19 protein-coding genes are annotated in these 22162 nt (G+C 64.1%); 6 read left to right on the forward strand and 13 right to left on the reverse strand.

Features of this window, described 5'->3' with window-relative positions:
- Window positions 1–15: 15 nt before the first annotated feature.
- From WBF69_RS04750 to WBF69_RS04780, 7 genes are all read right to left on the reverse strand, one after another.
- A complete protein-coding gene (locus WBF69_RS04750) occupies window positions 16–825 on the reverse strand; it encodes an anaerobic ribonucleoside-triphosphate reductase activating protein (protein ID WP_424261750.1) in 810 nt (269 codons plus the stop codon).
- 13 nt (window positions 826–838) lie between these two features.
- Window positions 839–1021 (reverse strand): anaerobic ribonucleoside-triphosphate reductase, encoded by a 183-nt coding sequence (nrdD, locus tag WBF69_RS04755; protein ID WP_424261752.1) that lies wholly within the window; start codon window positions 1019–1021, stop codon window positions 839–841.
- Window positions 1022–1117: 96 nt separating this feature from the next.
- Entirely contained in the window at window positions 1118–2926 is a 1809-nt protein-coding gene (locus WBF69_RS04760) for a ribonucleoside triphosphate reductase (RefSeq protein ID WP_424261754.1), read from the reverse strand.
- Window positions 2927–3184: 258 nt separating this feature from the next.
- On the reverse strand, window positions 3185–3424 hold the full coding sequence (locus tag WBF69_RS04765) for a DUF2249 domain-containing protein (RefSeq protein WP_043681763.1): 240 nt from the start codon (window positions 3422–3424) through the stop codon (window positions 3185–3187).
- Window positions 3425–3598: 174 nt separating this feature from the next.
- Window positions 3599–3793, reverse strand: coding sequence for an oxidoreductase-like domain-containing protein (locus WBF69_RS04770; RefSeq protein ID WP_424261756.1), 195 nt, complete (start codon window positions 3791–3793; stop codon window positions 3599–3601).
- Window positions 3794–3850: 57 nt separating this feature from the next.
- Complete coding sequence (locus WBF69_RS04775; protein ID WP_424261758.1) at window positions 3851–4681, reverse strand: class II glutamine amidotransferase; 831 nt, start codon at window positions 4679–4681, stop codon at window positions 3851–3853.
- Window positions 4682–4835: 154 nt separating this feature from the next.
- The gene (locus tag WBF69_RS04780) at window positions 4836–5990 is read right to left on the reverse strand and encodes a cytochrome P450 (protein WP_424261760.1); all 1155 of its coding nucleotides are present in this window, start codon (window positions 5988–5990) and stop codon (window positions 4836–4838) included.
- Window positions 5991–6174: 184 nt separating this feature from the next.
- On the opposite strand from WBF69_RS04780, the gene WBF69_RS04785 reads away from it, so the two are divergent.
- Window positions 6175–6321 (forward strand): hypothetical protein, encoded by a 147-nt coding sequence (locus WBF69_RS04785; RefSeq protein ID WP_424261762.1) that lies wholly within the window; start codon window positions 6175–6177, stop codon window positions 6319–6321.
- Between the two features lie 96 nt (window positions 6322–6417).
- The gene (clpB, locus tag WBF69_RS04790) at window positions 6418–9009 is read left to right on the forward strand and encodes an ATP-dependent chaperone ClpB (protein WP_424261764.1); all 2592 of its coding nucleotides are present in this window, start codon (window positions 6418–6420) and stop codon (window positions 9007–9009) included.
- 142 nt (window positions 9010–9151) lie between these two features.
- Here the strand turns inward: clpB and WBF69_RS04795 are convergent, their stop codons facing one another.
- Complete coding sequence (locus WBF69_RS04795) at window positions 9152–9538, reverse strand: winged helix-turn-helix transcriptional regulator (protein WP_424261766.1); 387 nt, start codon at window positions 9536–9538, stop codon at window positions 9152–9154.
- A 156-nt stretch (window positions 9539–9694) separates the two neighbouring features.
- On the opposite strand from WBF69_RS04795, the gene WBF69_RS04800 reads away from it, so the two are divergent.
- Window positions 9695–10543, forward strand: a complete 849-nt coding sequence (locus tag WBF69_RS04800; RefSeq protein ID WP_424261768.1) for an SDR family oxidoreductase — start codon at window positions 9695–9697, stop codon at window positions 10541–10543.
- An 8-nt stretch (window positions 10544–10551) separates the two neighbouring features.
- Here WBF69_RS04800 and WBF69_RS04805 read toward each other — a convergent pair whose 3' ends face one another.
- Window positions 10552–10800, reverse strand: a complete 249-nt coding sequence (locus tag WBF69_RS04805; RefSeq protein ID WP_424261770.1) for a GlsB/YeaQ/YmgE family stress response membrane protein — start codon at window positions 10798–10800, stop codon at window positions 10552–10554.
- 111 nt (window positions 10801–10911) lie between these two features.
- Window positions 10912–13674: a bifunctional [glutamate--ammonia ligase]-adenylyl-L-tyrosine phosphorylase/[glutamate--ammonia-ligase] adenylyltransferase gene (gene glnE / locus WBF69_RS04810; RefSeq protein WP_424261772.1), complete on the reverse strand. Its 2763-nt coding sequence runs from the start codon at window positions 13672–13674 to the stop codon at window positions 10912–10914.
- Between the two features lie 124 nt (window positions 13675–13798).
- On the opposite strand from glnE, the gene WBF69_RS04815 reads away from it, so the two are divergent.
- Window positions 13799–17356, forward strand: coding sequence for a YhdP family protein (locus WBF69_RS04815; RefSeq protein ID WP_424261774.1), 3558 nt, complete (start codon window positions 13799–13801; stop codon window positions 17354–17356).
- 25 nt (window positions 17357–17381) lie between these two features.
- On the opposite strand, the gene WBF69_RS04820 is transcribed toward WBF69_RS04815, so the two are convergent.
- Window positions 17382–17807 carry an Lrp/AsnC family transcriptional regulator gene (locus WBF69_RS04820; protein ID WP_323017073.1) on the reverse strand — a complete coding sequence of 142 codons (426 nt, stop codon included), beginning with the start codon at window positions 17805–17807 and terminating at the stop codon, window positions 17382–17384.
- Window positions 17808–18047: 240 nt separating this feature from the next.
- Between WBF69_RS04820 and WBF69_RS04825 the strand changes: the two genes are divergently transcribed.
- Entirely contained in the window at window positions 18048–19124 is a 1077-nt protein-coding gene (locus WBF69_RS04825) for an ornithine cyclodeaminase (protein ID WP_424261776.1), read from the forward strand.
- A gap of 17 nt (window positions 19125–19141) precedes the next feature.
- Window positions 19142–20083: an arginase gene (rocF, locus tag WBF69_RS04830; RefSeq protein ID WP_424261778.1), complete on the forward strand. Its 942-nt coding sequence runs from the start codon at window positions 19142–19144 to the stop codon at window positions 20081–20083.
- A gap of 92 nt (window positions 20084–20175) precedes the next feature.
- Here the strand turns inward: rocF and WBF69_RS04835 are convergent, their stop codons facing one another.
- Together WBF69_RS04835 and WBF69_RS04840 are read right to left on the reverse strand one after the other, a co-directional pair.
- On the reverse strand, window positions 20176–21627 hold the full coding sequence (locus tag WBF69_RS04835) for a cryptochrome/photolyase family protein (protein WP_424261919.1): 1452 nt from the start codon (window positions 21625–21627) through the stop codon (window positions 20176–20178).
- Window positions 21628–21680: 53 nt separating this feature from the next.
- Window positions 21681–22160: a nuclear transport factor 2 family protein gene (locus tag WBF69_RS04840; RefSeq protein ID WP_322998648.1), complete on the reverse strand. Its 480-nt coding sequence runs from the start codon at window positions 22158–22160 to the stop codon at window positions 21681–21683.
- Between the last annotated feature and the right edge of the window lie 2 nt (window positions 22161–22162).

Here is a 22162-nt window from a genome sequence, read left to right on the forward strand (position 1 = left end):
CCAGGGGCCGACGGATCAAGGACGCCGGATCTGAAACGAAGCAAACATCGCTGTCAGTGCTGCTCGGGTGGCATCGCCCGGCCAGTCTTGCAGGGATTGCCCTTGCGCGTTCAAGGCGCCATCAGCGCAGCCCTGAGGGCGAAAGATCTGCACCGCGTAGTTCGACACGCCCAGGTTCGCCAGCGAGCGGCCCAACGCCAGCAATTCCTCTGAGCTGATCAGATCCGGGTGCGCGGTGGTGCGGCATTCGAAGTTCACGCCGCTGTCCAGCACGGCTTGCAGGCTGGCGCGGGCCGGCGCGCCGCTGCCGGCTACCTGTGTGACACGTTCGTAGTGCTCGAAACCGGTCTTGATATCCAGGCCTACCCAATCCAGCAGAGGCAGCACTTGCGCCAGTCGGCGCGGGTGGGTGCCTCCGGTGTGCAGGCCGATGCGGTACCCCAGGCTGCGCGCCTGGCGGATGGCCTGATCCAGGCCGGGGTCCATCGTGGGTTCGCCGCCGCTGAAGACCACGCCGTCGATCAGGCCGACCCGGCGGCGCATGAACGCCATGATGTCGGTCCAGTCCAGAGGGCTGGCGGCGGTGCGCGGCTGCAGATGCGGGTTGTGGCAATAGCCGCAGCGCCAGGGGCAGCCCTGCACGAAGACCACTGCGGCCAGCAGGCCGGGGAAGTCAGTGGCGGTGAAGGGCGTCAGGCCGCCGACCTTGAGTTGCGGGACGCCGGCCGGCGGCGTGGCGCGGATGCGCTGGTGAACCGGGCGCTTGGCGGGTTCACCCCCGTCGCTGGCGGCTGCGGCGTGTCGGGCAAGGTCGGCGGCGTGCATGGCGGGCTCCGGATCAGGCCGTGCGGGCGCCTGTCGCTGGGTCGGCAGGACGCTCGACGAAGAAGCGGCGTTCGTGGAACTCGCCTTTCTTGCCGATGTTGAAGGACGAGACGGGGCGGTGGTAGCCCATGACGCGGGTCCAGATTTCGCATGGCTGGCGTTCGGCGTCGTTCAGAGTGAGGTGGGTGTTGGACATGGTGATGTGCTCCTGAGGGGCGGATGAAATCGGACCGTGGTCCGGACGGAAAATGGGGTGAGTCAGAAGATGGGCGCACGACCGAGCCGGGATGACTCAGTGGGCGTAGATCGCCTGTCCGGCCTGCGTCGGGGGCGTAGCAGCGCCCGGTGCAAGCGCTGGCGCGCTGGCCCGGCTGTTGTGCTTGCGGGCGATCAGCTCGTCGTCGCACTGGGGGCAGAATTCGTGCCGGCCCGGCAGGTAGCCGTGCTTGGGGCAGATGGAAAAGGTCGGCGTGATCGTGATGTAGGGCAGGGAAAAGCGGCTGAGCGTGCGGCGCACCAGTTCGCGGCAGGCCTTGGCCGAAGACAGCGGTTCGGTCATGTACAGGTGCAATACGGTGCCGCCCGTGTATTTGCGCTGCAGCTCGTCCTGGCGCTCCAGCGCCTCGAAAGGGTCGTCTGTGAAGCCCACCGGCAGCTGCGACGAGTTCGTGTAATAGGGCATGTCGTGCGTGCCGGCCTGCAGGATGTCGGGCCAGCGGGCGCGGTCTTCCTTGGCGAAGCGGTAGGTGGTGCCCTCGGCGGGCGTGGCTTCCAGGTTGTACAGATGGCCGGTGGTTTCCTGGAATTCGATCATGCGGGCGCGCACGTGATCCAGCAGACGCACGGCGAAGGCGTGGCCCCAGGGGCTGCTCAGGTCGTGCGCGTCCGCCGTGAAGTTGCGGATCATTTCATTGATGCCGTTCACCCCCAGGGTGGAAAAGTGATTGCGCAATGTGCCCAGATAGCGGCGGGTATAGGGGAACAGACCGTCGTCCATCAGGTCCTGGATGACGCGGCGCTTGATTTCCAGGCTTTGGCGGCCCAGGACCAGCAGCTCGTCCAGCCGCGCGAACAGGGCGGTTTCGTCGCCCCGGTGCAGATAGCCCAGGCGGGCGCAGTTGATCGTCACCACGCCCAGCGAACCCGTCTGTTCCGCCGAGCCGAACAGGCCGTTGCCGCGTTTCAGCAGTTCGCGCAGGTCCAGTTGCAGGCGGCAGCACATGGACCGGATCATATTGGGCTTGAGTTCCGAATTGATGAAGTTCTGGAAATAGGGCAGACCGTATTTCGCCGTCATGTCGAACAGCCGTTCCGCATTGGGGCTGTGCCAGTCGAAATCCGGCGTGATGTTGTAGGTCGGAATGGGAAAAGTGAAGGCGCGCCCCTTGGCGTCACCGGCCATCATGACTTCGATGTAGGCCTGGTTGACCATGTCCATTTCGGCTTGCAGGTCGCCGTAGGAAAAGGGCATTTCCTGGCCGCCGATCACCGGCACCTGGCCGCGCAGGTCTTCCGGGCAGACCCAGTCGAAGGTCAGGTTGGTGAAGGGCGTCTGCGTACCCCAGCGCGAAGGCACGTTCAGGTTGTAGATCAGTTCCTGCATGCACTGGCGCACCTGCTCGTAGCTCATGGCGTCCTTGCGGATGAAGGGGGCCATGTAGGTGTCAAAGGAGCTGAAGGCCTGTGCGCCCGCCCATTCATTTTGCAGTGTGCCCAGAAAATTGACGATCTGACCCACGGCGCTGGACATGCGGCGCGGCGGCGCGGATTCGACCTTGCCCGGCACGCCGTTCAGGCCCTCGGTCAGCAGGGTGCGCAGCGACCAGCCGGCGCAGTAGCCCGACAGCATGTCCAGGTCGTGGATGTGCAGATCGCCCTGGCGGTGGGCCTGGCCGATGGATTCCGGGTAGACGTGGCTGAGCCAGTAGTTGGCGATCATCTTGCCGGACGTGTTCAGGATCAACCCGCCCAGGGAATAGCCCTGGTTGGCATTGGCGTTGACGCGCCAGTCTTGTTGCTGCAGGTATTCGTCGATGGAGCGGATCACGTCGATCTGCGGAACAGGGCGCGGGTCAGCCTGAATCTGGGCCGGTGAAGTCATGCTGTTAACCTCTATATATTGTGTTTGTGTGAATACTAAACACAATATATGGTGTCATCAAGCATGAGACCCGACTTTCTTCGATAGGCTTGATATGAGTTAAGTGGCGAAGATGTTCTTCGGTGAAGGCCGGAAAGCAGCGCACATGCTGCATGGATCACCGCGACGCTGATGGCCCGTGATGCTGCTGGCAGGCAAAAAAAAAGCCACCGGAGCAGGTGGCTGGGTGTGCGCCAAACGGCGTAACTGGCGGGGCGTTCAGGGCACGATATGGAAATCGATGACGATTTCGCCCGGATTGCGGGCCAGATATTCGAACTGGATGTTTTCGCCGAAATGGTTTTTCAGCTGCTGCAGCAGCGGCAGGGGGTCGTGATCGTTGCAGAAACGCATGGTTTCGCCCGGCTGCAGGGCCGACAGGGCGCCGAAGATGGCGGCATGCCGGAAGCGTTTGGCGATGCCCCGCGCATCAAGGGGATAGGTGTTTTCGGCAAACATGGGGATAGCGTCGGAAGCCACGGTGCATCATTCCTGAAAAGATGAATCGGAAAGTCAGATTATAAAAATGACCAGGCTGAAAACGGGCAGGAACCCTATGCGCAGCGCGGGTTCCTGTGGATCGTGCGCGGGGCGGTGCAGCGAGCCACCCCGGCATCATGCCGGTGGGCTGGTTCAGGACCCGGCGGCGTCTTTCACCAGGTCCGGGTGGCGCTCTTCCCAGGCCTTTATGTCTTGCTGCCAGCTGCGTTTTGCTTCGGCATAGGTGTCGAACACGCAGGGGCAGCAGCCGTTGCCGCAGCATTCGTTCAGATCGGGCTCGATGGGTTCGATCGGGCGCGGGTCGTTGTCGGTGGGGGTATCGCTCATGACATCATCATAGGACATTGGGTACAGGGCATCGGTGGCCTGGACGGTTGTCCTGTGTCAGGCGCAGGCCAGATTTTCCCGGTTGCTGCGCTGGATGTCGTCGGGGATGTCGATCTGCATGCTGGGCTGCGGATGGCCGTCGATGAACATCATCAGTTCGCCGGTGCGAAAGGCGGTCCAGGTTTCATTGTCGGTCAGCGGCTTGGTGGTGATGATGGCCACGCAATCGCTGCTGGTCGTGACGTGGGCGAAGTCCACCGCCATGTTTGTATCGACCAGGCGGGCTTCTTGAAAGGGCCATGCCCGCACGATGTAGGTCAGTTGGGTGGAGCAGTGCGCCACCATGCAGCGCCCGTTGGACAGCAGAAAATTGAATACGCCGTAGCGGGTCAGTTTTTTCGTCATGTCGGCCACGGCGGCAAAGAGCTCTTGCTCATCAGGTTCGCTGGCGCCGAATCGCGTGCGCAGTCCTTCCATCATGAAACAAAAGGCGCGTTCGCTGTCGGTCTGGCCGATGGGCAGGTAATCGCCGCGCAAGGCGGGATGGAAGGATTTCAGGTCGCCATTGTGGGCGAACAGCCAGTGGCGTCCCCAGAGTTCGCGCACAAAGGGGTGGCAGTTTTCCAGTTCCAGCGCGCCCTGGGTGGCTTTGCGGATATGGGCGATGACGTTGCGCGATTTGATCGGGTAGCGCTTGATCAGATCGGCCACGGGCGATTGGCAGCAGGGGGCGTTGTCCAGAAAGCAGCGCGAACCACGGTTTTCGTAAAAGGCGATGCCAAAGCCATCCGCGTGGTGGTCGGTGTCGCCGCCTCGAGCAGCAAAGCCCGTAAAGGAAAACGTGATGTCCGTCGGCGTGGCGCAATTCATGCCCAATAGCTGACACATGGCAAGCAGGTCCCAGGAAAAACCGGAGCGGCGACCGCCCCGAATGGTTCATGCTTGAATTGTAGTCTTGCCGGGCCGGATATTACTGTGGCTTGGTATGAGAATCCGTGATGAGCTTATGCCGTGTTTCATCCTGGCCACGAATGCCGGGCGGTCAGTCGTGCCGCAGCCTCAGGATCACCTGTCGATAGCCGCTGGCCGGGTAAATGGCCGGCATGGGCGGGTGCTCTTCACTGGGCGCCAGCGACCGGGTATTCGCCAACAGCGCCTGGATGATGGCGACGAGTTCCAGGCGGGCCAGCGGGGCGCCGGGGCAGACATGGATGCCGGCGCCGTACAGCAGGTTCAGGGCCGGGTCGCGGTCCAGCCGGAATGCGTCGGGATCGCCGAACACGGCCTCGTCCCGATTGGCCGAAGCCCAGATCAGCGTCAGGCGCTCGCCCGGCTGAATCCGGGTGTTGCCGACCTGTACCGGACAGGTCGGGGTGCGGCGGTTGGCGATCAGGGGGGCATGGATGCGCAGGATTTCATCGTTCGCTGCGCCGACCAGGGCCGGATCACGGCGCAACTGGTCCTGCACATCGGGGTGGGTCGCCAGATATGAGGCGATGATGCCCACGCTGGAGGCCATGGTGCCCAGTTCGCCGACCGTCCAATTGCGCAGGATGCTGACGATCTCGTCTTCGGTCAGCAATCTGCCCTGAACGGTTTCATGCATCAGGCGGGTCGTGACGTCATCCGGGGCCTGTGCGCCCGCCTGGCGGCGGACTTTCAGCAGATCGCGGATGGTTTGGTCGAATTCCGTGGCCACAGCGGCGATGGCATGGCTGTCGCCCGACAGGGTCGCGACGTTTTTCTTGTTGATCCACTGCAGCAGCGGTTCGTGCAGGCTGTCGGGCCAGCCCAGAAAGGCGCATTGCATGCGCAAGGCAAAGGGGTGCGCCAGACCGAACATGATTTCCGTGCTGGCATTGCGCGGCAGGGCGGCGACCAGTTCGGTGCAGATCCGACGGCAGGTGGGTTCGAAGTCAGCGATGCGATCCGGGCCGAAGTAGGGTTCGATCACCGCGCGGTAGGCGGTGTGTTCCGGCGGGTCCATGCTGTTGGGTACCGACACATGGCGCGACGCCTGGCTGCTGAAGGTGGCCGGGTCCATCAGGATGCGCATCACGTCGGCGTGACGAAAGACAGAGTGATGCAGATAGTCGCTGTGGGCCACCGGGCAGCGCTGGCGCATGGCGTCGTAGGCGGCGATCGGGTCGGCGAGCACGTCCGGGGCGCGGGGGTCCCAGTCCTGGTGTGAAGTCATGGCAGTTCTTTATAGTCGGGAAGGGTGGCCTTGAATCAGATGTGTCTGGCTGTCATGCCAGGGTAAACCCCGGGTATGGCCGCCGGCTGCCGGACGGCGGATTTATCTGGCGGGGGATTGATTTTTCTCAATGGAACGGGATTCCCGTGCATGGGCATGCGCCGTGCATGTGGGGTCATGGTGTTTGGCACACGTGACCCTGGCGCTGGCGTCGGGCCGGGTGCCCTATGTCTGCTGGAACAACTGGGCATCCGCCGCCGGCCGATCGGCGGATCTGGCCGCCGAAGACCTGTCGCGGCACTGGCTGAAAGGGGCGGGGCTGGTGCGGTGATGATTGCGTTCGTCGTGTCTTGAAAACCCCCTGATTACCCGCATATACATCGCATATCGGGGCGTATGCGTCCCTTCCCAATAAGGGGTTCCACTCATGCGATTCGACAAACTGACGACGAAATTTCAGCAGGCGCTGGCCGACGCCCAAAGTCTGGCCGTACGCCAAGACCATCCCTATATTGAAAATGCCCATCTGCTGTCGGCCCTGCTGGCCGACGCGGACAGCGGCGCAGGCAGCCTGCTGGCGCGGGCCGGCGTGGCGGTGCCGCGCCTGCAAGCCGAGCTGGACCGCCAGATCAAGGCCTTGCCTGCTGTCCAGGGCACCGAGGGCAATATCCAGGTCAGCCGCGATCTGCAGGCCGCCCTGGCGCGCACCGACAAAGAAGCCGGTCAGCGCGGCGACGCCTACATCGCCAGCGAACTCTACCTGCTGGCCCTGGCCGATGACAAAGGCGATGTAGGCCGTGCATTACGGGATGCCGGCCTGCAGCGCAAGGCCCTGGAAGCCGCGATCGACGCGGTGCGCGGCGGCGCGACCGTGGAAGGTGCGGAAGACGAGGACAACCGCCAGGCCTTGAAAAAATACACCCTGGACCTGACTGCCCGCGCCCGCGAGGGCAAGCTCGACCCCGTGATCGGGCGCGACGACGAAATCCGCCGCACCATCCAGATCCTGCAGCGCCGCACGAAAAACAACCCGGTGCTGATCGGCGAGCCCGGCGTGGGCAAGACCGCCATCGTCGAAGGCCTGGCGCAGCGCATCGTCAATGGCGAGGTCCCGGAAACCCTGAAGGGCAAGCGCGTCCTGACGCTGGACCTGGCCGGCCTGCTGGCGGGTGCCAAATATCGCGGCGAATTCGAGGAACGCCTCAAGGCCGTGTTGAAGGAACTATCCCAGGATTCGGGCCAGACCATCGTTTTCATCGACGAACTGCACACCATGGTGGGCGCCGGCAAGGCCGAAGGCGCGATGGACGCCGGCAATATGCTCAAGCCCGCTCTGTCGCGCGGTGAACTGCATTGCGTGGGCGCCACGACGCTGGACGAGTACCGCCAGTACATCGAAAAGGACGCGGCGCTGGAACGGCGCTTCCAGAAGGTGCTGGTCGACGAGCCCGATGTGGAATCCACCATCGCCATTTTGCGCGGCCTGCAGGAACGCTATGAACTGCACCACGGTGTACAGATCACCGATCCGGCCATCGTCGCGGCGGCGGAATTGTCGCATCGCTACATCACCGATCGTTTCCTGCCGGACAAGGCCATCGACCTGATCGACGAGGCGGCGGCCCGCATCCGCATGGAAATCGATTCCAAGCCCGAAGTCATGGATCGGCTGGACCGGCGCATCATTCAGCTGAAGATCGAGCGCGAGGCCGTGCGCAAGGATACCGACGAGGCATCCGAACGCCGCTTGAAGGCCATCGAGGAAGAACTCGAAACCCTGCAGCGTGAATACAACGACTACGAAGAAGTCTGGAAAGCGGAAAAGGCCGCTGTCCAGGGTTCGCAGGCCGTGAAAGAGGAAATCGACCAGGTTCGCGCGGAAATGGCCGATCTGCAGCGCAGGGGCCAGTACGACAAATTGGCGGAACTGCAATACGGGCGTTTGCCCGAACTGGAATCCCGGCTGAAAGCGGCGGAAGCCGCCCCGAAGGATGCGGAATCCGGCAAGCCGCGCCTTTTGCGCACCCAGGTGGGCGCCGAGGAAATCGCCGAGGTCGTCTCGCGAGCGACCGGCATTCCCGTGTCGCGCATGATGCAGGGCGAACGCGCGAAACTGCTGGGCATGGAAGCGGTATTGCACGAGCGTGTCGTGGGCCAGGACGAGGCCGTGCGCCTGGTGTCCGAAGCCATCCGCCGTTCACGCGCGGGCCTGTCCGACCCCAGCCGGCCCTATGGTTCGTTCCTGTTTCTGGGGCCGACCGGGGTTGGCAAGACCGAATTGACCAAGGCGCTGGCGCGTTTTCTATTCGATTCGGACAGCCATCTGGTGCGCATCGACATGAGCGAGTTCATGGAAAAACATTCCGTGGCCCGTCTGATCGGCGCGCCTCCGGGCTATGTCGGCTACGAGGAAGGCGGCTACCTGACCGAGGCCGTGCGGCGCAAACCCTATAGCGTGATTCTGCTGGACGAAATCGAAAAAGCGCACCCGGATGTCTTCAACGTGCTGTTGCAGGTGCTGGACGATGGCCGTTTGACCGATGGCCAGGGGCGCACCGTGGATTTCCGCAACACGGTGATCATCATGACCTCGAACATCGGGTCGCAGCATATCCAGAATCTGGCGGACCAGCCCTATGACGTGGTCAAGGAAGTCATCCGCGACGAACTGAAAACCGCTTTCCGACCTGAATTTCTGAACCGGATCGACGAGATCGTGGTCTTTCACGGCCTGGATGCCACCCACATCGAACCCATTGCGCGGATTCAATTGAAGCGCCTGGCCGAACGCCTGGCCCAGCATGAAATGCGTCTAGAGGTCACCGACGATGCGATCAAGGAACTGGCGCGGGTCGGCTACGATCCGGTGTTCGGCGCGCGACCCTTGAAACGCGCTATCCAGCAGTATCTGGAAAACCCCGTCGCCCGCCTGATCCTGGACGGCACATTTGGCCCGCGCGATGTGGTGCCGGTGGATTGGGACGGCGAGAAGTTCGTCTTCGAACGCACGCTGCAGTAAGCGTTCGGTCGGCCGCGCTCGCATGCGCCGGGCCGTCTCCTGTTCATGAATCCTGCGTGGGGGTTCGATGGGCGGGAGACGTCCCGGTTTGCATTCGCGGCTGTGTCCGCATCTGTAGGGCGCGTCGGTTGTGTCGTCCCTGTCAGGATTGCGCCTGATGGATGCGCGGCAGATTGTGCTCGATCCAGTCGGCCAGGACGCGCACTTTTTCGGCCGCTTCGCGGCCCAACGGGGTCAGGCTGTATTCGACGTGGGGCGGCACGACTTCCAGGGCGGTGCGCAGCACCAGCCCGTCGCCTTCCAGCCACTGCAAGGTCTGCGCCAGCATGCGTTCGCTGACCCCGCCGATGGCGCGGCGCAGTTCGCTGAAGCGGTGCATCCGCGTTTCCAGAACGATCAGGACCAGCACGCCCCAGCGGCTGGTGACGTGTTTGAGCACTTCGCGCGAAGGGCAGTCGGTCGCCAGCAGATTGCCGGGGCGCAACCGCTGGGATAGCGACAAAGGGGGATCGGACGGCGAATCGTTCATGGCAAAGGCCTGGTCATCGGGGGAGCGCCGTGCAGGCGGTTCCCATTGAGGAATGGATTGGATCAACAAACGCATACTAACATTTTTGTACGTACTTACTAAAAGTTTGTTTATGGATTAGAGTGGCATCACGTTCACATTCACGGATGAATTCACATGACTATCGCCATCACCGGCGCCACCGGACAACTGGGCCGCCTCGTTATCGAACACCTGAAGACCCGCGTGTCGCCTTCCCAATTGCGCGCGCTGGCGCGCACGCCGGCCAAGGCGTCCGACCTGGGCATCGAGGCGCATGCGGCCGACTACGATCAACCGCAGACCCTGGCGGCGGCCCTGGCCGGCGTGGATACCCTGCTGCTGATTTCTTCCAGCGAAGTCGGCCGCCGCGCCGTACAGCACCGCCATGCGATTGATGCCGCTCGGACGGCGGGCGTGCGTCGCATCGTCTACACCAGCCTGCTGCGCGCCGATACGTCGGCGCTGAGCCTGGCGGGCGAACACCGGGAAACCGAGCAGATGCTGAAGGATTCCGGCCTGGCCTGGACGATCCTGCGCAACGGTTGGTACACCGAAAACTACATGGGTTCCGTCGTGGGTGCGCTGGCGGGCGGCGCCCTGGTCGGCAGCGCCGGCCAGGGCCGGATTGCCTCGGCCGCGCGCGCCGACTATGCCGAAGCGGCCGCCGTGGCCCTGACGACCGCAGGTCACGAAGGGAAAACCTATGAACTGGCCGGCGACGCCGCCTACACACTGGACGATCTGGCAGCGGAAATCTCGCGCCAGTCAGGCCTGACGATTCCCTACCGGAACCTGCCCGTGGCCGACTACGCCGCCATCCTGGCGGGCCACGGCCTGCCGCAGGGCCTGGCGGAAGCGATCGCCGGCTGGGACGCCGACGCGTCCCGGGGAGCGCTGTACGACGATGGCCGCCAGCTCTCGAAACTGATCGGCCGGCCCACGACCCCGATGTCCGAGTCCGTGGCCGCCGCGCTGAAGGCCTGAAGCGCCGTTCAGGCCCGTTTGGCAATCATGCCGTAGATCCACAGCACGATCAGGGCGCCGACGATGGAGCCGATCCAGCCGGCGCCTTGTCCTGCCTGGTACAGGCCCAGGGCCGCCCCCAGGTAGCCTGCGACGACCGACCCCACGACCCCCAGGATCGTGGTCATGATGATGCCCAGTTTCTGTTCGCCAGGCATAATGGCCCGGGCGATCAGACCGATGATGAAACCCACGATGATCATGCCGATAATGCCCATGCTGTGCTCCTTGAGGTTTGAAAGACTGAACGCAGGATAGCGATCAGGCAGGCGGGCGTCCAGACATCCTTAACATTCCTTGAGCAACAAAATGTTGCGCCTCGCGCTCGATCAAGGGCGGGAGGCGGTTTCCAGCACCTGGCCCCACAATGCCCGCACCGCGTCCCGTTCCCGCTGGAATTCATCCGCCGGCACCCGCGCTTTTTCCGCCCCCTGCAGCCGTAGCGCATGCTGCCGGCGCCGGAATACCCGGTACGCGTCCGCGACCTCGGCGGCCAGCAGGCCTGGCACCAGGCCTGCCTGTGCGGCCAGCCCCAGCAGCGCGATATTCCCCAGATTGCCCAGCAGTTCCGGATGCGCGCCCGATTGGCTGAGCACGAGAAACTGCGTGATGAATTCGATGTCCACCATGCCGCCCCGATCGTGCTTCAGATCGAAGTCCTCGCTGCGGTTGGGGTGTCCCTGGGAGATTTTGTCGCGCATGCTCAGGACGTCGCGGCGCAGGGCATCCGGATCGCGGGGCAGCAGCAGAATGCGCTGGCGGATGTCCTCGAAACGGGCGCCGATGGCGGCGTCTCCCGCGACAAAGCGGGCGCGGGTCAGGGCCTGATGTTCCCAAGGCCATGCCTGATTCAGTTGATAGTGTTCAAAGGCGTCGATGGGCAGCGCCAGCAGGCCGGCGTCGCCGTCCGGGCGCAGACGCAGATCGATTTCGTACAGGCGGCCCGATGAGGTCAAGGTAGACAGCCACGAGGCCACCCGGCGCCCCAGCTTGGCGTAGCGTTCGCCCGCGTCCTGATCGGGGTCGTCGTACAGGAAGACCAGATCCAGGTCGGATGCGTAGCCGATTTCCTTGCCGCCCAGCTTGCCGTAGGCAATGATGGCGAAGCGGGGCGTGCCAGGGTCGGCACGGCGCTCGCGCGGCAGCACCTGGGGCCAGACCCGGTAGATCGCCTCGGCCAGCATCAGGTCGGCCAGCGCGGACAGGTGGTCGGCCAGGCCCTCGACGCTGATGACGCTTTCGAGATCCTGGGCCAGCAGCTGGAAGGTCACCTGATGCTGCACGTCGCGCATCAGGTTCATCTGCTGCTCGACGTCAGGCTGGCCGTCGGGCAGCACGCAGGCGTCCAGGTCGCTGCGCAATTGTTCGGCGATGGCCGGAAAATCAGGGGCCTGCATCAGGCTGCGCCATTCGATCAGGCTGTCGAGCAGCAGGGGGTAGCGGCTCAGGTACTGGGACGCCCAGGGGCTGGCGCTGACGATGCGGGCCACGCGAGCCAGGGTTTCCGGGTATTCGGCCAGCAGCGCCAGGTAGGCGCTGCGCTGGGCGATGTGTTCGACCAGATTCAGCAGGCGCTGCAGGGTGGCGGGGGGATCGTCCGTCCGGGTAGCGGCCTGCATCAGGCCGGGCAGCAGCGCCTGCAGCCGTTGCCGGCTGGTGCGCGGCAGGCTCTGGATGCGATGGCTGTCCAGCAGGGCGTCGATGCGAACTTGCATGTCTTGCGCCTGTGTGTCCGACAGCGCAGCGGAGCCGGCGTCGGGGGCGGCGGGCGTGTCCTCGGCTGTCGCATCGCCCCCCATGCCGGCGATGCGGAAAGCGTCCTGGAAGCAGCGGGATACATACGCCCGATGCTCTTCCAGGGTCGTCTGGAACGCGGTCGTGTCCGGGTGCCCCAGCGCCTGGGCCAGCGCAGCCAGCCCGCTGGTGTCATGGGGCAACAGGTGGGTCTGTTCGTCTTCGCGGTATTGCAGCAGGTGCTCGACGCGTCTCAGATAGACGTAGGCGGCTTCCAGGCCACGGGCCTGGTCGCTGTCCAGGATGCCGGCGCGTTGCTGCTTGTGCAAGGCGGCCAGCAGATTGCGCTGTTGCAGCGAAGGCTGGCGACCGGCCCGGATCAGCTGGTTTAGCTGGATCACGAATTCGATTTCCCGGATGCCGCCTTCGCCCAGCTTGATATTGTGCCGTGTGTCGACGCCGTGGCGCGCCTGGGCGCGCCGCTGCCAGTCGGTGCGGATACGTTCCCGCAGACCGCGCAGGGACGATAGCGTGTCGAAATCGAAATATTTGCGATAAACAAATGGCCGGCGCAGGGATTCCAGCGTCTGCGCCTGGGTGGTGAAGGCGCTTTCGTCAAACAGCGGACAGGGGATCAGGCGGGCCTTCAGCCAGGCATAGCGTTCCCATTCCCTGCCCTGGGATACCAGGTAGTTTTCCAGGGCGGGCAGGCTCCAGGCCAGCGGGCCGCTGTCGCCGTCGGGGCGCAGCCGCAGGTCGGTGCGAAAGACATAGCCGTCGGCATCCAGTTCCGACAGGATGGGCATCATCAGCCGGCAGACCCTGCCGTAGAATTCGTGGTGGCTGATGCGCCGGCGGCCATCGGTTTCGCCTTCCTCGTCGTACAGCATGATCAGGTCGATGTCGGACGAGACGTTCAATTCCTTGCCGCCCAGCTTGCCCATGCCCAGGATCAGCATGTCCTGGGGTTCGCCGGTGGCGGGGTGGCGCGGCACACCGTGGATGTCCATCAGTGTGCGCATGGCGCAGGCGTAGGCCTGGCCGATCGCCAGGTCTGCCAGGGTCGACATGGCGGCCACGACTTCGTGCAGCGGCGCCAGCCCGGCGATATCGCGCACCATCAGGGTGTGGAAAACGCGCCGGCGCAGTCGGCGCAGGGCTTGTTGCAGGGCGGGGCGATCGGGCGTCTGTCCGGCAGGCAGGTTCAATTCCTGGTCGTACCAGGCCTGAATCGTTCTGCGTGCCAGAGGTTCGGCGCTATCATCCAGCAGCCGGGCCTGTTCGCCAGGGTGGGCGGCCAGGTGGCGCCGCAGGACGCCGGACCAGTGCAGGGCGGGCTCTATAATGGCTCGGGACATCGGATCCATCAGTGATTCGGTGAAACTGGGCCCGGTGCAGCCGGGTGGCAGGGGGCTTTAACATACTGCAAAAACCGGCATGCGCCAATTCATTTCAAAGCTTTCCTGTGTCTGGTCGCGACCCATGTGCGCGGCACTGCTCTGCCTGTATTTCGGGCTGGCAGGGTTGCTGCTGGCCGGACGCTACCTGATTCTGCCGCATCTGGACGATTGGCGTCCGCAGGTTGCGGCGCAGTTGTCTCAGGCGCTGGGGGCGCAGGTATCCCTGGGGCCGATCCAGGTGTCCTGGCGGGGCTGGAACCCGCAGGTCGATTTCAGCCAGGTGCGGATCATCGATGCGCAGGGGCGCGACCTGCTGGCGGCGCCCAGCGTCCGGGCCGAGCTGAACTGGGCTGCCATCCTGCCCGGCAGCCAGGGGGCGCTGCGCCTGCAGGTGCGGGGCATGGATCTGGGCCTTGACCGCTTGCCGGATGGGCGGCTCAGCCTGTTGGGGCAGATACTGACCGCGGATCAGGCAGGCGACGGGGCGGCGGTTCCCGCGTGGCTGCAATGGGTGCTGGCTCAGCCCCTGATCGCCTTTCAGGACGCCACCGTGCGCTGGGATGATCAGTTGCGCGGGGCGCCCGAAATGCTGCTGCGCGATGCGCATGTCGTCTTGCGCCATCAGGGATCCGGAGCATGGGGGCTGTCCCTGTCGGCGCGGGCGCCGATGGCGGGCGACGCCCGTCTGAATCTCAAGATAGTGGCCGATGCGGCGGCGCTGGCGCAGGGCAAAAATGCCGATTGGCAGGGCTGGTTGCAGCTTGCCGGGGCCGGGGCGCGCGATTGGCGCCCCTGGGTCGATCTGCCGCAAGCCCTGGAACGGGGCCGGCTGGATGCGCAATTCTGGGCTAATAGCGGACCACAGACGCCGCAATTGACCGCGCTGCTGGGTCTGCAGTCCGTGCGCTGGGAATCCCCGGAGACCGGGAACGTACAGGTGCCGCAGGCGGAACTGTGGCTGCAGGGGGGGCTGGATCAATGGCGGGCGCTGGCTCGGGGCGACGATGCCCCGGACGGCCTGGTCTTTGATCTGCGCGCCCAGGACGCGCAGCTGACGCAAGCGGAATGGTTCGATGCGCCCTTGGCCTTTGGCGCGGTGGCGGCGCGGGGCAGCGTGCGGCATGCGGGCCGCTGGGGGCTGGAACTGCAGCGCCTGGATTGGCGCAATCCCGACATCGCTCTGCAGGGGGCGGGCACGTGGGATGAAGGAGGGCTGGCCGGCACCGCGGATTTCCAGGGCACCATCGCCCGCGCCAAGCTGAATGCGATCCACCGGTATTTGCCGCGCGAGGTCGATGCCGATGCGCGGGAATGGCTGGCGAAAGGCCTGCAAGCGGGTACGCTCATCAACGGCCATTGGTTGCTGCGCGGGGATCTGGCTGAATTTCCTTTTGGCGTGCGGCAGCAGGCGGGGGATTTCCAGGTGCGGGGGGATTTCCGGGACGCCCGGATCGAATTCGTACCGGACGCACCCCAGGAACAACGCTGGCCCCTGCTGCAGGATGTGAACGGCACGGCGGATCTGCATCGTATGGATCTGCGTCTGACGGCGTCGTCGGCGTGGATGGAACCCGTCCCAGAGCAGGTGATCCGCCTGAACGGCGTGCAGGCCAGAATTCCTGATCTGGAACATGATGCCACCCTGCAGGTGTCGGGCCATAGCGCCGCTGACGGCGACGCCTATATGCACCTGATCCGGCAGACGCCGCTCGCGCACCTGCTCGACGGGGTCTTCGACGAGGCATCGGCCTCCGGCGACTGGCAGGTGCCTTTGTCTCTGACCATTCCGCTGTTGCGCACGGACGAGACCTTGGTGCAAGGGCGTATCGACCTGCATGAGGGCAGCCTGCAGTTCATGCCGGAGGCGCCGCCCTTCGAGGCCATCGACGGCAGCCTGCATTTCAGCGAACAGGGCGTGCAGCTGGCCCATCCTTTGGCGGCGCGCTTGCTGGGCGGCGCCGTCCAGGTGCGCGGGGCCTTGGGGGGCGCGAAAGCAGCGGGCTTGTCCTTTCAGGGCCACATGACGGCCAAGGCCTTGGCCGCCTTTGTCGGCGTGCCGGGCATGAGCCGTCTGTCGGGTGCGCTGGATTATCAGGCGCAATTGGCGCAGCAGGGCAATGCCTACGTCTTCCAATTGCATTCCGATACGCGCGGTCTGGGGCTGGATTTTCCAGCGCCCTTGGCCAAGCCCGCTGACCAGGCGCGGTCCCTGCAAGTGCGCTGGACCGATGCCGATACGCAGGCCGACGTCCTGGAAGCGCGCTTGGGCGATCTGGTTACGACGAGGTTTCGTCATGTCCGAAAGACGCGGCGCGGACCCTATTTCCAGCAGGTGCTGATCGGCGTGGGGCAGGCGGCGGATGCGGCTGAGCCGGGCTTGCGGCTGGCGCTGCGTTATCCGCTGATCGATCTGGATTTCTGGAATGATGTCGTGGATGAATTTTCCATCCCCAGACGCGGTCAAGGGGCTGGTGCCCGTTCGGCGGCGCGGCCTTTGTGGCCGGATCTGTCTTTGCTCAGCGTTCAGGCGGATCAGTTGCGTTTGCAGTTCACGCGCCTGGATCAGGCGGTGTTGCGGGTAACGCGCACACAGGATGAGCAGTGGTCGCTGAATCTGCGTTCCGAACAAACGACGGGCACCCTGAAATGGCGTGAACGCAATGGCCGGGTGCAAGGCCCTGTCGCGGGGCGCTTCGCCCGTCTGAGCTTGGGAGATGATGCCAGGGACACGCGCTCTCTGCTACCCGATCCACCCTCTGACGACGATGTCAGTTTTGACGATGATCTGGAGATCCCTGGTCTGGTCTTGCAGGCCGACGAGCTGCGCCTGTATGGGCGCACCGTGGGGGCCTTGTCTTTGGAAGGCGTGCGTGACAGCGCGCGTCAAGTCTGGCAGCTGAATCATCTGCGCATCGGGGATGATGACGCCCGGCTGCAGGGGGCGGGCGCCTGGCGTCTGCGCGGCCCGGACAGGGGGCTGAGCCTGCAGGCGACGGTCAAGGCCCAGGACCTGGGCGCGTGGCTATCGCGCGCGGGCTGGCCCAACATGCTGTCGGGCGGCCAGGGTTCCCTGAAAGCGGATCTCACCTGGCGCGACCTGCCGTGGCACCATGACAAGACCGCTCTGCGGGGCACCTTGCAGCTCGAACTCGACAAGGGCCGCATCTTGAAGCTCGCGTCGCAGACCGGGAAATTGCTGGAAATCCTGTCGTTGCAGTCCATCGCGCGCCTGAACCATCTGGAACAGGGGCTGACGGGCCTGCCCAAGGACGGCTTTCCCTTTGATCAACTGCGCGGGTCCATGAGTCTGCGCCAAGGTGTCGTCCGGGCGCATGATTACAAGATCATCGGCTCGGTCGGCACCATTCTCCTGGAGGGCAGCGCGGGCATCGTCGACAAGTCCCTGGATCTGCAGGCGGTCATCGTGCCCAATCTGGACGTCAGCGGCGCCGCCCTGGCAGCCGGTATCGCCATCAACCCGCTGATCGGCCTGGGGGCGTTCGTCACGCAATGGCTATTGAAAACGCCGCTGGCCAAGGCCATGACGGTGCGCTATCAAGTCAAAGGAACCTGGGACGAGCCCAAGATCACGGAAATTCCGGTGGATACCGCTACCGCTCACGAGTCGAACAGCGGCTGATCGGCTGGCCTGTAGCGCAGCCCTGTCAGCGCAGTTGCCGGGTCTTCAGGTGCAGGCTGGTTTCGGTAGCCGAGATGCCCTTGATCAGGCGGATGCGTTCCAGGGCGTCGGATAGCTGGGCGATACTGGTGACCCGCAGTTCGGCCAGCAGATCCCAGCGTCCGTTGGTGTCATGCAGCGCCCATACGGCGGGCTCTCCGGTCAGGTCGCGCACGATGCGCGACGTTTCATGGCCTTCGATGGCGATGCTCATCCAGGCGTTGATGTCCTGCGGCTGGGCGTCGGCCTGCACGCGCACGGTATAGCCCAGGATGATGTGATCGCGTTCCATGCGGGCGATGCGGTTGCAGACGGTACCGCGCGATACCCCCAGCTTTTTCGCCAAGGTGGCCACCGAGAGGCGGGCGTCGTTGCGTAGATAAGAGAGGATTTGGTGGTCGAGGGAGTCCATTCCAAAGCTGCTTCTGACATATTGATATCAACATCATACATTTTGTCCAAAGAATTATCGTTTTTTGTAAGAAATTGACTATATGAATTGCCTCTCCTCTGAAGAATAATAAGTTCAGTCCGATCGGAAACCCTTCGGCCCCGTCCTTGATCAAGCGGTATTTGCGGTGGATCGAACGAGGGATGCGCATGGATTTCAAGATGCCGGATCAAAACACAATAATCAGACAGGAGGCGCATCATGGCATTGATGCTGACGACAAGCGACGTAGCCGTGCTGGTTGCTCGTATGAATATCCGCAGGACTCTGGACCTGTTGTCCCGATACATTCAGGATGATTTCGTGCGCTGGGAGTCTTTCGAAAAGATTGCCCGCCTGGCCAGTCATTCCACGGTCGGTGTGATCGAACTGATGCCGACGTCGGATGCGGACCGCTATTCCTTCAAATTCGTCAACGGCCACCCTTCCAACCCTTCTCATGGCTTGCCCACCGTCATGGCGTTTGGCGCACTGGCGGAAGTCAGTACCGGTCGGCCCTTGCTGTTGAGTGAACTGACTCTGACGACCGCGCTGCGCACGGCGGCCACGTCTGTCATGGCCGCCCGCGTCCTGGCGCGCAAAGAAGCCCATACCATGGCACTGATCGGCAATGGCGCTCAAAGCGAATTCCAGGCGCTGGCTTTTCATCATCTGCTGGGCATCGATACGTTGCGGATCTATGACATTGATCCCGAAGCCAGCCATAAGCTGAAGCAGAATTTGGCAGGCGTCCAAGGCCTGGATGTCCAGTTGGCCCGTAGCACGCAGGATGCGGTGGCTGGGGTGGATATCATCACGACCGTCACGGCGGACAAGACCAATGCATTGATCCTGACGCCCGATATGGTGCAGCCCGGTGTGCACGTCAATGCCGTTGGCGGGGATTGTCCGGGCAAGACCGAATTGCATGCCGATATTCTGTCGGGCGCCACGACGTTCGTGGAATTTGAGCCCCAGTCCCGGATCGAGGGAGAGATCCAGCAGATGCCCAGCACGTATGCGGTGATCCCGCTCTGGGAAGTGCTGACGGGACGGCGCCCTGGCCGCCGGTCCGATGCCGAGATCACGATATTTGATTCCGTCGGTTTTGCGCTGGAAGATTTTTCCGCTTTGCGTTTCCTTTGGGATCAAGCACGGGCATTGCAGATCGGTCGCGAGTTCGAACTGGTGCCGCAAGCCGGCAATCCCAAGGATCTGTTTGGCGCCATGCGGCACCTGTCTGCCGATACGACTGCAGGCATGGAAAAGGCGGCGCTGGCCTGCCCGCATGAGGCCTGAGTCTACTAGGGAGATCGATGATGACAGGAAAGGTAGCCGCCCTGATCGGCGCACCGACGGATATCGGCGCGGGCGCCCGTGGCGCCTCGATGGGGCCGGAGGCGCTGCGCGTGGCCGGCCTGGAGCGGGCGCTGATCCGGCAGGGTCTGAGCGTCGTCGATGCCGGCAATCTGAGCGGCCCTGGCAACCCCTGGCAGCCTGCGCGGGATGGCTATCGTCATCTGCCCGAGGTCCTGCAGTGGAACCAGTTCCTTTTCGAGGCTGTGACGGCGCAGCTACAGGCCGGCCGCATTCCGGTCATGCTGGGTGGGGACCACTGCCTGGGCGCCGGTTCGGTGGGCGCCGTCGCCCGCCATTGTCGACGGATCGGGCGCCCTTTGCGGGTATTCTGGCTGGATGCGCATACGGATTTCAATACGGCCAGCTTGACGCCCAGCGGAAATATGCACGGCATGCCGGTCGCCTGTCTGTGCGGTTTTGGTCCGGATGAACTGGTGAACCTGGGGGGATCGGGACCCGCTGTGCAGATCGGCGATCTGCGCATGATCGGCATCCGCAGCGTCGATCCCCAGGAACGCCTGTTCGTGCATGAGCAGGGCCTGGATGTATACGACATGCGCCTGATCGACGAACTGGGCATGCGGGCAGTGATGCAGGCCGCCCTGGCCGATCTGCCCGAAGATGCACACATTCACGTCAGTTTCGACGTCGATTTTCTGGACCCCGGCTATGCCCCCGGTGTGGGGACCACCGTGCAGGGCGGGCCGACCTGGCGCGAGGCTCAGCTGTGCATGGAGATGCTGGCCGATACCGGTCGGGTCGCTTCGCTGGACATCGTCGAGCTGAATCCGGCGCTGGATGTGCGCAACGGCACCGCCAAAGCGGCCGTGCAGATGGTAGAGAGCCTGTTCGGCAAGAGCACTTTGGTGCGGGACCGGCTGCTGAGACCCTTGCCGTAGGCAGGTCTGTCACAGATTCCCGCGATCTGCGGGGACCTTGCAGGCGCTTCGCGGCCAAGCGCCCAAGCGGCCGCACCTCGCCGGGCAGGCGCTCAGGCTGGCTGCAACGAAAAGCGCCTCAGGGTGCGTTCTCTTGCGCGCGCGTGGTCGACGATCGGCAGCGGGTAGTCTACCCCCAGGCGCAGGCCGCAGGCCGCCAGGGCGTCAGGCTTCATGGCGGCAGGAAAGTGGATGTGCGCATCGGGGACATGCGCCAGTTCCGGCAGATAGCGGCGAATGAACTTGCCGTCTGGGTCGAAGCGCCGCGACTGCGTGATAGGGTTGAAGATGCGAAAGTAAGGCTGTGCGTCGCAGCCTGTGGAAGCCGCCCATTGCCAGCCGCCGTTGTTGGCGGCCAGGTCGTAATCATTCAGGTGCTGGGCAAAATAACGCTCGCCCCGGCGCCAGTCGATGCCCAGATCCTTGGTCAGAAAACTTGCCGTCACCATGCGCAGGCGGTTGTGCATATAGCCGGTTTGCAGCAGCTGGCGCATGCCGGCATCGACCAGGGGATAGCCGGTGCGCGCCTCGCACCAGGCTTGCCACAGATCGGGCGCGTCGTCCCACTGCACCTGGTCGTACTCGGGTTTGAACGACTGTGTGACCACGCGCGGATGGTGCCACAGGATCATGAAATAGAAGTCGCGCCAAGCCAGCTCGGACAGCCAGGTTTGAGCCCCCGCGCAGCCTTGGGCTGCCTGCTGGGCAGCCAGTGCGGCGAGCTGGCGAATGGACACGGTGCCGAAACGCAGGTGTACCGACAAGTAGGATACGCCCTTGTATCCGGGGTAGTCGCGCGCCTCGCGATAGGCCGCCATGCGCGGTGCGAAGTCGCGCAGCAATTGCTGTGCGCCGCTCATGCCGGTGGGCAGGGCCGATTCCTGCAGATTGGCCGAGGCGAAGCCCAGATCCGACAATGTTGGCAGGTATTCCCCCTGGGGTGGCGGCGCCAGGTGGTGAGCATAGCGGTGGACGGGGTAGGGGGTAAGCTGGAACGTATTCAGTTTTTGCAGCCAGGCGCGCTTGTAGGGCGTGAACACGCTGTAGGGGCCGCCTTGCTGGGTCAGTACCTCGCTGCGTTCCAGCAGCACTTGGTCCTTGTAATCGCTGAAGCCGATGCCCAGCGCGAGCAAGGCGTCGGCCACGCGCTGGTCGCGTTCAATGGCCTGCGGTTCGTAGTCGCGGTTGACCAGCACTTCTTGCACCCCCAGTGCTTGGGCCAATTGCACGATGCAGTCCGGCGCCGGGCCATGACGCACGATCAGTCCGCCGCCGGGGGCGCCGCTGCGCGCGGCCAGCTGCTGCAATGCCTGATGCAATTCCAGCACGCCGGCGTGGATGAATGCCACGCGCCGGTCTTGGCGGCTGGGCAGCGCGTCCAGGATGTCGGTGTCGAACACAAAGGCACAGTACACCCGCTTGAAGCGGCGCAGTGCGTGGTACAGCGCGGCATGGTCTTCGCAGCGCAGGTCGCGGCGCAGCCAGACCAGGGCATTCGGGCCCATTGCTGGCGGATGGGGGCGGGCGGTATGGGGGGGCGTTGGCATTTCGCGGAATCCTAGCGGGTGGCAGAGGCGGATTGGCGCAGCCAGCGCATCAGGGTTCCGATCAGCGGGATTTTTTCATATAACTCTTCGGCGGCGTCCCAGTAGTCGCGGTGCAGCATCACGCGGCCCTGGGTGTCGAAGCGCACCAGGGTGGCGCCATGGATGCATTGCTCGACACGCGGTCGCCAGCGGCGCATGCGAAAGCGGAATTCCCAGGACAGAAAAGCCTGGTCACCCTGCACCAGATGCTGGGTGACGGTGAAGCGGGGTTGATCCAGCGTGGCGAACATGTGGCTGAAAATCTGCGTGATGGCGCGTACGCCGCGCACGTCGTTGAACGGGTCCTTGAAATGTGCTTCGGGTGCGTACAGGGTGTCCAGCATCGCCAGATGCGTGGGCGAGAGCTGCTCGTAAAGCTCGATCAGCCGCTGCGTGGCGGCTTCGGTCGTGGCCTGCCTGTCGCGGTCAGCAGGCGGGAATGAAGTCTGCATGT

Origin of the sequence: Castellaniella sp., assembly GCF_049673105.1 — a bacterium.
Lineage (GTDB): Bacteria > Pseudomonadota > Gammaproteobacteria > Burkholderiales > Burkholderiaceae_B > Castellaniella.